The 15,040-nt window shown below is 49.2% G+C and carries 11 protein-coding genes; 8 read left to right on the top strand and 3 right to left on the bottom strand.

Annotated features, from left to right (window positions below; translation table 11 throughout):
• Positions 1-708 (bottom strand): CsgG/HfaB family protein, encoded by a 708-nt coding sequence (locus IE055_RS06495; RefSeq protein ID WP_189399212.1) that lies wholly within the window; start codon positions 706-708, stop codon positions 1-3.
• Positions 709-902: 194 nt separating this feature from the next.
• A complete protein-coding gene (locus tag IE055_RS06500; RefSeq protein WP_189399213.1) occupies positions 903-1,628 on the bottom strand; it encodes an RNA methyltransferase in 726 nt (241 codons plus the stop codon).
• Between the two features lie 1,012 nt (positions 1,629-2,640).
• Here IE055_RS06500 and IE055_RS06505 point away from each other — a divergent pair.
• Positions 2,641-5,433 carry a TonB-dependent receptor gene (locus tag IE055_RS06505; RefSeq protein ID WP_229794175.1) on the top strand — a complete coding sequence of 931 codons (2,793 nt, stop codon included), beginning with the start codon at positions 2,641-2,643 and terminating at the stop codon, positions 5,431-5,433.
• Positions 5,434-5,564: 131 nt separating this feature from the next.
• Complete coding sequence (locus IE055_RS06510) at positions 5,565-7,064, top strand: tryptophan halogenase family protein (protein ID WP_189399214.1); 1,500 nt, start codon at positions 5,565-5,567, stop codon at positions 7,062-7,064.
• A 203-nt stretch (positions 7,065-7,267) separates the two neighbouring features.
• On the opposite strand, the gene IE055_RS06515 is transcribed toward IE055_RS06510, so the two are convergent.
• Positions 7,268-7,618, bottom strand: coding sequence for a DUF4870 family protein (locus IE055_RS06515; RefSeq protein WP_189399215.1), 351 nt, complete (start codon positions 7,616-7,618; stop codon positions 7,268-7,270).
• Positions 7,619-8,100: 482 nt separating this feature from the next.
• Between IE055_RS06515 and IE055_RS06520 the strand changes: the two genes are divergently transcribed.
• The 6 genes from IE055_RS06520 (at position 8,101) to IE055_RS06545 (ending at position 15,015) form a co-directional block, all read left to right on the top strand.
• Positions 8,101-8,433 carry a hypothetical protein gene (locus tag IE055_RS06520; RefSeq protein ID WP_189399216.1) on the top strand — a complete coding sequence of 111 codons (333 nt, stop codon included), beginning with the start codon at positions 8,101-8,103 and terminating at the stop codon, positions 8,431-8,433.
• Between the two features lie 249 nt (positions 8,434-8,682).
• Entirely contained in the window at positions 8,683-9,540 is an 858-nt protein-coding gene (locus tag IE055_RS06525) for a restriction endonuclease (RefSeq protein ID WP_189400268.1), read from the top strand.
• A gap of 59 nt (positions 9,541-9,599) precedes the next feature.
• Positions 9,600-10,622: a type IV toxin-antitoxin system AbiEi family antitoxin gene (locus IE055_RS06530; RefSeq protein WP_189399217.1), complete on the top strand. Its 1,023-nt coding sequence runs from the start codon at positions 9,600-9,602 to the stop codon at positions 10,620-10,622.
• Entirely contained in the window at positions 10,591-10,884 is a 294-nt protein-coding gene (locus IE055_RS06535) for a hypothetical protein (RefSeq protein WP_189399218.1), read from the top strand. The genes IE055_RS06530 and IE055_RS06535 overlap by 32 nt, the downstream gene beginning before the upstream one ends.
• Before the next feature lie 10 nt (positions 10,885-10,894).
• The gene (locus tag IE055_RS06540) at positions 10,895-14,176 is read left to right on the top strand and encodes a helicase-related protein (RefSeq protein WP_189399219.1); all 3,282 of its coding nucleotides are present in this window, start codon (positions 10,895-10,897) and stop codon (positions 14,174-14,176) included.
• Positions 14,173-15,015 (top strand): DUF4391 domain-containing protein, encoded by an 843-nt coding sequence (locus IE055_RS06545; RefSeq protein ID WP_189399220.1) that lies wholly within the window; start codon positions 14,173-14,175, stop codon positions 15,013-15,015. The genes IE055_RS06540 and IE055_RS06545 overlap by 4 nt, the downstream gene beginning before the upstream one ends.
• Positions 15,016-15,040 lie beyond the last annotated feature (25 nt).

A 15,040-nucleotide genomic window follows, 5' to 3' on the forward strand; every position in this document is an offset into this window, starting at 1 on the left:
TTAGTCGAGATCAATGCCGTCGCTTAAGCTCTCGCGACGTTTACGCTCTTTCTCTTCGTATTTGTCTAGGCAGCGGCCCTTGGTCACCATTGAGCATTCGAGGTAGCCAGAGATTTCGGCGACGACCGCGCGGATAGCTTTGCCCGCCGGTGTCTTTTTCTCGTTGGCTAACGCGCCACCAAAACCATTGCGTCGAAGACCGATGCTCATACCCATGCCGCCTGACCGTGCTTCTACTGTGCGTGTGTCGACAATTTCACCAGTCGTGGAATCAACCACGCGTAAGTCCACTGCAATATAGGCTTTCTTGCGTTTGCCGCCTAGCGATACGCCTTTATATGAGATGCCGCCGCCGGTGGAGTTAACATTAGATTCGAAGGCGCTTACCGTGGCAGTAACTAAGTACTGTGCACCAACCATCTTCCCCATCTTGGCAGCCTTACTACCACTGACGCGCCCCGAGGCCGCCAGATCCTGTTCACCTAGAACCGACGCGAGCTTCTCGCGCTCAATCATGCGAAACTTTTTGCCGCTGGCGAGTTCATTGGTCAGCATGCCACCGAGTTCCCGGCCCACATTACTGCCCCACCAATAGGCTGAACTTTGATTTCGGAAGTCGAGTACCGCCATGGTTGGCTTGTCAGCCAAGGCGGTATTCGAAAATAAAACGGCGACTAGTAGTAGCCCCAAGGTATTGGCAAATTTCATGGTTTGTTTCTCCCCACGTGTTCTTCTCTAGCTTAAAATTTGAAACGAAACGGTGTTGCGACTGGCTTAAAAAACCGTGCTAAATCGAGTCTAGCAACTGATTTCAGGGGTGAATATCCCCTAACTAGGTGAAATTCACCGGTCAAAATCAGCCAGACTACAATTTTGTGGGGGTAGCGCATGATGCGCTAAGTCTAGGGTTGGGAACGGGTTTTATCGATCGCCGAGAGAATACCGCGTAGAATATTTAGCTCCAGCACGTCGGGTTCTGCGCGCGTGAATAGGTGTCGCAGTCGCTGCATTGTTTCACCCTGATGAGGACGCAAAAATTGAATGTCACCGAGTACCTGTTCCAGGTGACCATAAAACCGTTCGATGTCTGCCGAAGTCGGTAAATCACGCGGTGGTGAAACAACAGGGTTTGTGGCCACGCCTTGAGTCGCCGCTTTATACACCTCATACGCCAAGGTTTGCACCGCGGCGGCCATATTCAATGAGCTGTACTGCGGGTTGGCCGGAATCGTGACACGGTATTTAGCATGCTTGATATCCTGGTTATGCAATCCCATGCGCTCTGGGCCAAAGATCAGCGCAACCGGCCCTTTTTGTGCGTCCTGTACTAACAAAGAAGCAGCGGCTTCTGGATCTAATTCTGGTAAATCGTATCCCCGCGGGCGTGCGGTGCTTGCAATCACGGTGGTGCAATCCGCGATCGCTTCGGGCAGGGTGTCAAACGTGCGCGCGTTGGCCACCATATCCGTCGCACCAGCCGCCATTTTGACAGCTTCTTCGGACGGAAAATCGCGAGGCGCCACCAAGGCCAAATCAGTCAAGCCCATGGTCTTCATCGACCGCGCCGCAGACCCAATATTGCCCGGATGAAATGTGCGTACCAATACAATGCGGATATTGTCCAACATGGGTGACCTACTTAAGGAATATGCAATCAAAACAAACCGCAAGGTACACGAGACTCGACCCAAGACCAAGCCGGATTAACCAAAAATGCCTCAGCTTAAAGGCCAATCCAACCTTGTGCATCTCGAGCCAGTTAAATAGTGTCGTCCTCGCTAGGAAGACTAAACTCACTGCCATTCAAACTCAGATTAGCCCCACCATCACCCTAAGTTAGCCCAACCCCACAGTCACACTAAGTCAGTTCAACCCTGCAATCACCCTGAGCCAGACAACCCCACCGTCACCCTGAGCCAGACCAACCTCGCCGTCACCCTGAGCCAGACCAACCTCGCCGTCACCCTGAGCCAGACCAACCTCACGATCACCCTGAGCCAGACCAACCTCACGATCACCCTGAGTCAGACCAACCTCACGGTCACCCTGAGCCAGACAACCTCACGGTCACCCTGAGCCAGACAACCCCAACGTCACCCTGAGCCAGACAACCCCACCGTCACCCTGAGCCAGACCAATCCCACCGTCACCCTGAGCCAGACCAACCCCACCGTCACCCTGAGCCAGACAACCCCACCGTCACCCTGAGCCAGACCAACCTCGCCGTCACCCTGAGCCAGACCAACCCCACCGTCACCCTGAGCCAGACAACCTCGCCGTCACCCTGAGCCAGACCAACTTCGCCGTCACCCTGAGCCAGACCAACCCAACTGTCATCCTGAGGCGCAACGCGCCGAAGGATCTCATCCCCCAAAACCCAATCCATCCTTCAACCAATAACCAAGCAGGAAAATCCCGCCAAGCATCGCTATACTTTACGACAGGAGGGAGGCAATCACACGACTCGCATCAGGTCACGCCGCGCATGGACTGGTCGGCAGTTATGCTTGAATACGTATGCAGAATATTCCCCCTAGTCATGAATACGTATGCAGCTGCTTCCTTGGTTTGCAGCATTCCAATACGATTATTGAGCGATTATTACAATATTATCAAATTGAATTACTCAAGAGGAAGATCATGAAGATGGTAACTCATAAAAACAGCAAGACTGGCCGCAATGTGGCTGGTAAAGCTGCAGGGTCAAAGGTGGCGGGGTTTTACCGAACAACTCTCTCCACGTGTATTGCAGCGGCCATCGCAGGCGTTGCAGCGCCAAGCGTTATGGCACAGAGCGATGACGATAGCGTATTAGAAGAAGTGGTTGTTACCGGCTACCGTGCCAGTATTCGTGACTCGATCGATCAAAAGCGTTTTTCGGATGTGGTCGTTGAATCGATCAGCGCGGAAGACATTGGTAAATTGCCAGATTCCAGCATCGCCGAATCCATTGCGCGCCTGCCGGGTTTAGCCGCACAGCGTCTGGACGGTCGTGCCAGCTCGATTTCAGTGCGTGGCTTCAACGAAGATTTCTCTACTACGACATTTAATGGTCGCGAGCAGGTGTCGATCGATGACAACCGTGGTGTTCAATTTGACTTGTACCCGTCTGAAATTATGTCAGCGGTAACGGTCTACAAAACGCCAACCGCGTCATTAGTGAACCAAGGCATCGCTGGCACCATCGATCTGCAAACCGTGCGTCCTCTGGATCGTCGCGAAAGCGTGACCGCGCTGAACATCTCGGCTGAGAAAAACAGCCTGAATAACCTGAACGCAGACGGCGAAGACACTGGTTACCGTGGTACGTTTTCTTACATCGACCAGTTCGCCGATGACACCGTCGGTGTGGCATTGGCGCTGTCGACCTTTGAGTCACCAAATAATGAAGAGCGTTGGAATGCCTGGGGCTACCCAACTGACGATGCAGGCAACAACGTACTGGGCGGTGCTAAGCCATTCGTTCGTTCATCGAACCTGCAACGTGACACCTTTATGGGTGTGATTCAGTACGAGCCAACTGAAAACCTTTCGATCACTGCAGACGCGCTGTACATTGACTTTCTAGACGAAAAAATTCTGCGTGGTATCGAGATCCCTGGCGCTATCTGGGGCGGTGGTTTCGGCACCGAATTCACGCCGGGCACGGTTGAAAACGGCTTCGTGACTAGTGGTACCCTGTCAAACGTGATGGGTGTGGTGCGCAATGACTTCGAACAACGTGACGCAACGCTGAAAAACTTCGGTTTGAATGTAGAGCTGGCGTTAAACGAAAGCATGACACTCGAAGTCGACGCCAGTACCTCACAAACAGAGCGCACGGTGTGGAGCCTAGAGAGCTACTCAGGCACCGGTCGTGGCACTGGCGTAGGTGCGACTGATACACTGGCGTTCACCATGGACGGTCAAGAAGGCGTTACGTTCAATAATCAATTGAACTACGCAGACCCTGCGCTGGTACAACTGGGCGCGGCCTTGAGCTGGGGTAACGGCAGTACGGTACCGTCGGATGGTCAAGACGGATTTATCAACATTCCAGAAGTTGACGACGAGTTGAATGCATTCCGGGTCGACTTGTCGAAAGACTTCAACGAAGGCTTCCTGACCAAACTGACTTTCGGTATGAACTACTCCGATCGTACCAAGGAAAAACGCGATTCAGGCTTCTTCCTTACCCTGAATGATTACCCCAACCGTACTGGTGTGCCGGCGGGTTATGAAGTTGCGCCAACCTCGCTGGAGTTCTTGGGCTTGGGCAGCATGTTGTCGTACGACTCATTCGGCTTGTATCGCGACGGTTTCTACACCGAAACGGACGAGAGCCTGACCTCAAACAATCGTCTGATCAACACGTGGTCGGTGAACGAGAAAATTACCACGGCGTTTGTGCGTGCAGACTTCGCAACCGAAGTAGCAGGTATGCCACTGACCGGTAACGTCGGCCTACAATATGTCGACACAGACCAAACTTCCGTTGGCAACGCGGTTACCAGCGATAATGGGTTCGCCGTCGCGCAATCACGCGAAGCCGGCGCCAACTACGACCACACTCTACCAAGCTTGAACATGTCGCTGGAATTGTCAGACACACAAAAAGTGCGTCTGGGACTGGCACGCACGATCTCGCGCTCGCGTATGGATCGGATGAACGCTGGATTCGGTTATAACTTTGACTCGGCATTGAACGCGGCAGGCTTGCCACCGTTCTCAGCAGAAGGCGGTAACCCAGAGTTGCGACCCAACGAAGCAGACCAGTTCGACCTGAGCTATGAATGGTACTTCAGCGATGAAGGTTACGTGGCCGTTGCGTACTTCTACAAAGACTTACGCGCGTGGCAAGAACAGATCGAGATCGTTACTGACTTCAGCGGCATCATTCCTCCAGGCGCAGAAGGATTGGTAAACAATACCACTGGCGTGACACGTGCTTGGGTGGATAACACCACGGGCAGTATCGATGGCTTCGAGTTAACCGGTGTTCTGCCAGGCAACCTGATCTCCGAGACGCTTGACGGATTTGGACTCAGTGTGAGTGCCTCTTTCCTCGACAGTGAGTTGGATTCTGCCATCGACGGTGGCCCAATCGTGGTACCTGGTTTGTCCGAAGAAATTGTCAATGCCACCTTGTTCTACGAGAAGAACGGCTTCAGCGCACGTGCCAGCGTACGTGATCGTGAAGACTTCCTCGGTGAGCGGTTTGGTATCTCGTTTAGCCGTCAGTTTACCACGGTGAAAGGTGCGACTATTTGGGACGCGCAAGTTGGCTATGACTTTGGCGAAGCTGGTATCGAAGCCTTAGATGGCCTTGCGATCTCATTCCAAGCGCAAAATCTCACCGACGAGCCGTACACTACGGTCAGTGGCGATGGGTTCATCACAGATTTTCAACGCTATGGTCGAACCTATTTGATCAATGCGCGCTACCGTTTCTAAGTAGCGCGACCTACCCCTTGCCGCGCCACCGATTCCTACCCAGATTGGCGGACGGCAACAGAAAGACCCTGTGGACTTCGGTTTACAGGGTTTTTTTGTACTGATTGAAACAAGCCTTTACACTTCAAAACATGACTGAACAACGTATCAATAAGGTCGTCATCGTTGGCGGTGGCACCGCAGGTTGGATTACCGCTGCGGTGCTGGCGCGATTGCTGGGCAAAAACCTTAACATCACCTTGATCGAATCCGATGCCATCGGCACGGTCGGGGTTGGCGAAGCGACCATTCCACCGATCCTCACGCTCAATAAAGCATTGGGAATTGATCAGCTCGAGTTTATGACCCAAACCAAGGCTACCATCAAACTCGGTATTGAGTTTGAGAACTGGCGAAATCCGGGGCATCGCTACATGCACGCATTTGGCAATCTTGGGCGCGATTACCCGTTTTGTGGCTTCGAACAACTGTGGTTACGCGGTCTGCGTGAAGGTTGCAGCACCGACTTTTGGGATTATTCGCTTAATTATCAGGCTGCCAAGCAAGGCAAGTTCGCCTTGTTGGAGTCGATCCCCAAAACCGACATGCAGGGCATCATTTATGCCTATCATTTTGATGCCGGTTTGTACGCGAATTTTCTGCGTGATTTGAGTATCAAAGCCGGTGTGGAACGAATTGAAGGCAAAATAAAACAGGTACAACAACACCCAGAATCTGGGTTTATCGACCAGCTGGAGCTCGAGGATGGTCAAGCCGTGGCGGGCGATCTGTTTATCGACTGCTCTGGCTTTCGTGGCTTACTGATCAAGCAAACACTCGGGGTTGAGTATGAGGACTGGTCCAACTGGTTGTTGAATGATTCCGCACTGGCGGTGCAGTCCGAAGCCACATTGCCGATCAAACCCTATACGCAATCCATTGCGCACCAAGCCGGCTGGCGCTGGCGCATTCCGTTAACGCATCGCACTGGCAATGGTGTGGTGTTTAGTTCCGACTTTATGCAAGCGGCGGAGGCGGAGCACATACTGCGCACCGAACTTGACGGCGAGTTGCTCGGCGAACCAAGGTTGATTAAATTCAACACCGGTAAGCGGCGTGAGGCCTGGCACAAGAACTGTGTTGCCATCGGTTTGTCCTCCGGTTTTTTGGAACCACTGGAATCCACCAGCATTCACATGATCCAAACTGCTGCGATCCGTCTGCTCAAGCTGTTCCCACACACTGGCATCAAAGACGCCGAGGTCGCCGAATACAATCGTCAGACCAACGACGAAATCGACCACATTCGTGACTTCATCATCCTGCACTATCACGCCACCGAACGCGACGACAGCGACTACTGGCGTCATTGCCGGTCCATGTCGATTCCAGACAGCTTGCAGCACAAGATTGAACTGTTCCAGCAAACCGGCAAAGTCAGCACACCAACTGAACACCTGTTCTCCGACGTCGCCTGGCAACAAGTCATGATCGGGCAGGGTATCGAACCCCAGGGGTATCATCCACTGGCAGACGCCATGAGTTCAGCGCAACTGGTCGAATACCATCGTAATATCAAAAGCATCATCAATCAGGTGGTTGAGAAGCTGCCTAAGCACCAGGATTTCTTAGAGGCAGTGCATAAAAGATAGTTCAGGTCCTTCGACGCGTTACGCCTGAGGATGACGGTTTGGGTTGAAGGTGAGATGGCTCTTGATGTTGAGGGTCTTTTCTCCACTCAGACGCACAAAGTCCGCCTTTTAGGTGCCAGTCAAGTAGTGAGGAATCTGACAACCAAAAAGCTGCGGTGCGGTGCTCTCCAGTGCCACCGCACCGCAACCAACCCTGCCGATGCTTATAACGGATACGGCACATCGGAGAGTAACTTTGCCATGCCATTAAGTACCCGGTAGAAAGCCCAAAGCCAAACCACGCCCCAAATGACCAGACCAACTCCGATGAACAGCAGCAGCGCGCCGATAATGGTCCAGAACAAACTCCACCAGAACACGCGCGTCGCGTTTACCAAATGGCTGTGGTAAATCGTTCCGTATGCACCACCTTTTTGGATCATCGCCCAAATCGCGCCGAACAATAACGGAATCGCCGTAAACAAACCGACAACCAGCAAAATATACGAAATCAGCGCATGCGATTTATACTCGCTGTCGCCAACATTAGCAGTCGTGGTAATTAACGCACTCATAAAAATTTTCCTCATGTAACCCAATCACATAATCGTGTTGTTATTAGCTTAGATGCAAAAACTTCCGATTTGGATTCAGTAGGGGAGATCCTTCGGCGCGAAGCGCCTCAGGATGACATCGATTGGTGGTTGGGGAGTTGGGAGTTGAGTAGGATTCATCAAATGTCGATCGTTAAGTCAATCAGCGAACAATCAGTACTAATAAACACAAAACAAACCGATAACGTCATCCTGAGGCGCTTCGCGCCGAAGGATCTCACCAACTCTAAAAAACAATCCAAAACCCCACTGCCAAAATTCAGAATCCACCAATACCAAGCAAAAAACGCACTGACGCAGATTGTCCACATCCCCGCAACACCGCGCCAAATAAGCCTTCTTAGACGCCAATAATTGACACAAGTCAGTCGGGACTTTAGTCTATTGTTGGCCTTTAGGCCCAGTGATTTACTGGACACATAACAACGTGCCGGAACAGAATCATGGGCTTTAAAATTAATGCTAAAGATCTCAAAAAAGACATGCTTTCAGAGCAAGGAAAAGCCATGTTGTCGGAATTTGCGCTCATTTGGCACAGCCGCACGGGCGAGGTAATTGACCTGGACGCCAACGACACCATCATCCGCCTTTTCAGAGCCGCCGAGCGGACCAACAGCCGCCGATTGCGTTCCATCTACCTGCACCTCAGAGCCGAATTAAGTAACAAGATCGAACACGCCATACCGCAGTGTGATGGCATGATGATAGAACGCTTCATGTCACAAGTAGCCGGAGACAACATCGCAAAGTCGATGCCCGGCGCCAGAGCAGCATAGTAAAAAAAAGTAAACCACGGGTAGGAGTGGGTCGTATTGCAAAGTACGAACGGAGGCTGGAGTGCCATGGACGGTTTCAACAAATCAGTAGCTAATTTGGCACTGCAACCAACAACAAAAATCCTGGCAATCTCAAAACCAACCCCAACCCGCACACAAAAACAAAACCGACCTACGGCCCTTCAAAATTTCCGAACCCATCGCTAAACTAATATCAGGAACCAAAGCAAAGGGGGCAAAAGGAACCACATGGCAAGGAGAAAACGCAGGGACCAGTCCGGCGCAGAAGTATTATTCGGTATCATCGTTATCATTCCCATTTTACTGTATCTCAACGGAGTTTCAGTCGGCACTGCGTTAACCTGGGGAGCAATAATAATCGTTAGCTTCTTACTTATGGCATTATCAATCTGGTTCATACATGGGCTAACTAAACCAAGTCCACCGCTCGACTTGACAGGTGCGGGTAAAACGCACTCCAAAGCGCATAGAGCAAAATCCAGAGCTAAGAACCAACGCGCCACCAAACTTCCGATAATCTCTCCAGAACCAACTCAACCGCCACAACACTGGTCGACCGAACTCATCGGCCAACTCGAATGGCGTGTATTCGAAAAGCTCTGCACCAGGCTCTGGGAGCTCAAAGGATTCAACGCCAAAGAAACACAAACGGGTGCCGATGGCGGCGTCGACTTCTATCTCTACGCCAACACCACACAACAAAAGATCGGCGCGGTGCAATGCAAAAGCTGGGGCAAAAAACAAATCGGCGTAAGTGTTATCCGCGAGCTACAAGGCGTCGTCGCAGCAGAACAACTTAAACTCGGGCTGTTAATGTACACAGGTCAGCTTTCGAAAGACGCACAAAACTTTCTCCAGCAACCCAGCGTCAGCATCAAAGCGCAAAATCAGCACGACATCTTAAGCGAAATACAAAAACTCCCCACTGAAACCCAAGCCAGCTTACTGCGAGAAACCACCCAGGGTGACTACACAACACCGTCGTGCCCAAACTGTGATCAAAAGTTGGTTCAACGCACGGCCAAGAAAACAGGAAAAGTGTTTATGGGGTGCGTCAACTTCCCGCGTTGTCGATACACTATATGACGGCTGTTGTTCAATTAAATACATTGTTCATTATTAATGAACATGTTAAATTGTTGAACATGATTGAAAAGAAAATACTAGATGCTGCTATTCAACAATTCAACTTGCAGGCCAAAATCGAATTAACGAATTTGGAGTATGAAGGTGAAGTGGATGGTGAAGTTGTCGATGCCATTCTGGAGTTAAAGCCGGGAGGGCGACGACTGCTGGCCGAAGTGAAAAACTGGGTAGCCCACAAAGACATCGGTGCGGTGATTCACCAACTGCAAGGATTGCCACAAGGGTATGATCGAATTCTGGTCGCTGATTATGTGAATCCGCCAATGGCTGAGAGACTCAAGAAGCAAAACGTCAACTACATGGATGCCGCCGGGAATGTATTTTTAAATCTGCCTGGCACCTATGTGCAAATTGAAGGTCGAAAACCTGACCGCGATCAAAACTTTGAGAAACCGGGCAAAGCATTTACTGCAACCGGGTTAAAAGTGGTCTACGCGCTATTAACCAAGCCCGAACTCCTCAATGCCACCTACCGAGAGGTTGCGGAGCAGGCCAATGTAGCCTTAGGTGCAATCGGTGAAATACTCAAAGACCTAACAACGCAGGATTTCCTGGCCGGTGGCAGAAGGAGCACCAAGAGAGAATTTGTGGACAAACGAGCCCTCATTGATAAATGGGTCGAGGAGTATCCCAAGCTTCGACAAAAAATCCATCTTGGTGCCTTTTACGCCAACAAACCAAATTGGTGGGATAATCCAGACTTAACCCAGTACGGCGCACTACTGGGCGGTGAATTAGCCGCAGCAAAAACCACCAATCAACTAAAACCCAAGATAGCCACAATTTATTTAGACGAGGCGCAGCGAGACACGTTTCTTAAAGACCATCGCTTACAAAAAGCAGAGGGCGAAAACACGCTTACCGCGCCGAATGTGCAATTGTTCGCCAAATTTTGGGGCGACCAAGATCACGAAACGGAGTTAACTAACCACTTACTCACTTATGCCGATTTGCTGGCATCAGGGGACGTGCGTAACAGAGAGGTCGCGAATGAAGTCGCTAATACCTACCTTTACGATTAAACCAGACGCCTTTGAGCAGGGCTTTGAAGCCTGCTTTCGTGCGGTAGAATCCGTTGCGTACGAATTGGGTATAGACTACGTGGTGGTCGGTGCGACGGCCAGAGACTTGGTAATGCAGTCGGTGCTGAAGGCAGAAGTTGAGAGAGCAACCAAAGACATCGACTACAGTATCAATATTAGCTCTTGGGATGACTTCGACCGTTTCAAGACCGAAATATCGAACCGTGGATTGAAGAGCGGAAGAAGAACAATAAAAAGTTAGGAAGCTTTGAGTGTTATTAGATAATAAAAACAATGGGTATGTCGGCGACGAACTAAAAAAGCGCTCATTTGAGGAAAATAAGCTAGCCGTACTTTCTAGCCTCTTTACACTGTACGGGTTCGCTTCACTCAAAAAGGAATTGTCCAAACTTCAAGAAACTCGACTATTCCTAACGGATTGGCAAAGTGAACTTAGCCTTCAATCCATCATCGGCAATGAACAGGAACTGAGGCTCATAAATCGACTAGACCAAAAACGAATAGCGGCTGAGTGTGCCCGCTGGCTGAAAAAAGAGGGGCTTAAAGCCAGAGTACATGTTAAGGCTAGCAAGCACCGACAAGCTGGCCCTAACCTAATACACCTTCAGTCTACCGACGGGAGTTTTGCGGTTCATGGTAGCGCGACCCTCTCACCAAGTGGGCTTGGCGATGTTCGCTCTGACAGCCTCCAAATGAATACAGGCATCTCAGATACAGAAACCACTAAGCAGTTAATGACGTGGTTCGACGGCATATGGGCGGATGAAACAAGTGCTAGAAATATAAAAGATGAGCTGATTGAAAAGCTTGATTTTATCGCCGCCGATCAGCCTGCGAACTTCATCTATTTCCTTACGCTCTACAATATTTTCAAAGACTTCCTAGAAGATATCGATGAAGAAAATATCATCAAAAGCAAAACTGGTTTTAAAGACACCATAGTTTGGAACAAACTCTACAAATTCCAAAAGGATGGCGTTTTAGGCGCGATTGATAAGCTGGAAAAACACAACGGCTGCATCATTGCCGATAGCGTAGGTTTGGGTAAAACCTTCGAAGCGTTAGCGGTAATTAAATACTACGAGTTACGAAATGACCGTGTACTGGTTCTTTGCCCCAAAAAGCTAAGGGATAACTGGACGGTTTACACAATAAACGATAAACGCAACCTGCTTGCGAATGACCGCTTTAATTACGATGTGCTCAATCACACCGACCTGAGCCGCACTAAGGGTTTGTCGGGTGAAATTAATCTCGAAACCCTCAATTGGGGCAACTATGATCTGATTGTTATTGATGAGTCCCACAATTTCAGAAACAACCCCAATAAAGCTGATGGCAAGACCCGATACGAACGACTGCTAGACGATATTATTCGTTCAGGCGTTAAAACCAAAGTGTTAATGCTCTCTGCCACACCCGTTAATAACCGCATGAACGACCTGAAAAATCAGGTCGCGTTTATCACCGAAGGGCGAGATGATGCGTTTGTAGATTCTGGCATCAAGAACATCGATAGCACTTTACGGTTGGCACAGAAGCAATTTAATCAATGGGCGAAAGAACCCGCTGAAAGCCGCACTACAGCGACCTTGCTAGACAGCATGAGCTTTGACTATTTCAAGCTTCTGGATATCGTCACCATTGCTCGATCACGTAAACACATTGAAAAATACTATGGAACCGCCGATATCGGCAAATTCCCCAAGCGTTTGCCGCCCAAAAACGTCTATGCAGATATCGACCTATCAGATGAATTCCCACCACTCAAAGACGTTAACAAGACTATCAGGCGCTTATCTTTGGCTGGATACTCGCCGTTAAAATTTGTTCGCAACGACCTCAAGGCAGAATACGCAAGACGATACGATAAAGCCGTTGGTGGTGGTAAAGGGGTATTCAAACAATTAGACCGTGAAGAAAGTCTAATTCACCTCATGCGCGTTAACCTACTAAAGCGTATGGAAAGCTCAATCCACTCTTTCACGCTAACGGCAACCAAGCTAGCTAATCAGGTGGAAAGCTTGCTCGCAAAGATCGACGCCCATGAAAGTGATGAGCTATTTGAATTAAACATTGAAGAAATTGAAGACGTAGAACTCAACGCGCCAGAGTTTGAACCATACATGCTGGGCAACAAAACCAAAGTGCTCATTCAAGATATGGACTTAATTCGCTTCAGACAAGAACTTGAAGCCGACCGCGTGTTGCTCGATAGTATTATCGATGATGCGAAAAAAGTCACTGCCGCACGAGATGCAAAACTTGAACTGCTCAAGCAAGAAATTAAGTCAAAGGTTCATGCACCGCTAAACCCCGATAACAAAAAAGTCATCATCTTTACCGCGTTTGCGGATACAGCTCAGTATTTATATGCCCATCTCGTCGAGTGGGCACAGAAAGAGCTAGGTATTCACAGCGCACTCATAACAGGCGGCGGAACGAATAAAACCACACTGGCTGGTGTTGGCTCTGATTTGAATAATCTGCTTACCGCCTTTTCGCCAGTTTCCAAAGAGCGCAATAAGGTTGCACCCGATGCAGTGGGTGAAATCGATTTACTCATAGCAACCGACTGTATCAGTGAAGGGCAGAACCTACAGGATTGTGACACACTGATTAACTACGATATTCACTGGAACCCAGTGCGTATCATTCAGCGCTTTGGCCGTGTAGACAGGCTTGGCTCTAAAAATACCCAGATTCAGCTAGTCCACTTCTGGCCTAACATGGAGCTTGATGAGTATATCAATCTAGAAGCCAGAGTCTCTGGCCGTATGGTGCTTCTCGATATCTCTGCAACAGGTGAAGAGAACGTAATCGATGAGAATGCGACCGAGATGAACGACCTCGAATATCGCCGTAAGCAATTACAGCAGCTCAAAGATACAGTTGTTGATCTGGAAGACATGCCTGGCGGTGTATCGATTACAGACCTCACCCTTAATGACTTCCGCATGGATTTGTCGGATTACATGAATAAGGATCACCGATCTAACATGGCGAAGCTGGAGCAAGCGCCATACGGCCTATATTCGGTTGTGCCACTGGATGAGGATTTAAAGAATGATGGCATTACGCAAGGTGTCGTTTTCTGCTTAAAGAATATTCGACAAGGCGTCGATGCCGTACCCGTCGATGATAACTACCCATTAGCGCCATATTTTCTCGTCTATGTTTCGGACAATGCCGTGGTAGAGCTGAACTTCACACAGAGCAAAAAGGTGCTGGACTTACTTAAACGACAAGCCTTCATCCACAGTGAAGTAGAAACAGATTGCGTTGAAGTTATAAACAGCAAGACAAATAGCGGTCGCGATCTTGAGCATTACCAACACTTACTAGCCATTGCAGTTGATAGCATTGCAGGTAAAAGTGAAGAAAAAGGTGTTGAGAGCCTATTCACCAAAGGTGGAACGGTACTCACTGCCACCAGTAGCCAAGGCATAGAAGACTTCGCGGTAGTTTCCTATCTTATATTGGTGGAAAGCGCTGCGGCTGGTTCTGGTAAAAGGGAGGCATCGCAAGCATGACAAGTAATGCCACATCTACCCGCTCTATTAGCTTTGACAATTTTCTTGAATATTTAGGCGTTCCAAGCTCATGCGAGCTGAACAAGCCCATTTTCAAGAAGATGTTTTCAGAAGCTACGAATGGCAAAAAATCCATTCTGGATGCTGCCGATAAAAAAGCCCTAAAAGACAATGTTGAAAAAATACGCTGGCTCTACACCCTAAAGCCAAACACGATCAATATAGCGCCGTACAAAGACAGCGAACGTGAATACCCCGAGATAGCTATTTTGCACGTCGAGCTATCAAACTCTGTAAGTAACAAAAACATATACCAGCGAATAGCGCATTTTATCAATCGCGCCATTCCATACCCGCTCGTAATTCTTTTTACCTGTGAAAAAGACGGCTCACAAAGCCTATCGTTAGTACTGGCTGATAAACGCATTAATCAAGCAGATAAAGAGAAATGGGTTATAGAAGACAGCATACATTCGTATTGGATCAATTTGGCCTCAGTAAGCGCAGCGGAGATGAGCTTCTTTGAAAGCCTCAAAATAAATAACCTGCCGTTCACCAATTTCTTTGCCTTCTATCAGGCTTTGATAGAGAGGTTGATAGCCATTAAGTGCGCTGAGCATAATGGTGATTTTTCTCTTATGAAGACTGGCCAACCAAATGAAAAAGCGTCCAGTACCGCGAGGTTAGATAGATTGCGAGAGTTGGAAAGGCTTGAGGCACGGCGATTAGAAATATCGAACAAGCTGAAAAAAATAAAACAGATGGGTAAGCAGGTTGAGCTGAATACTCAAATCAAAAAGATCAATGATGAGATTGCCAAGATCAAAGGCAGTCTTTAGAAAGAATATTGTAGGTTTAAAATGG

The organism is Arenicella chitinivorans, from assembly GCF_014651515.1.
In the GTDB taxonomy this organism is placed as follows: Bacteria; Pseudomonadota; Gammaproteobacteria; order Arenicellales; family Arenicellaceae; genus Arenicella; species Arenicella chitinivorans.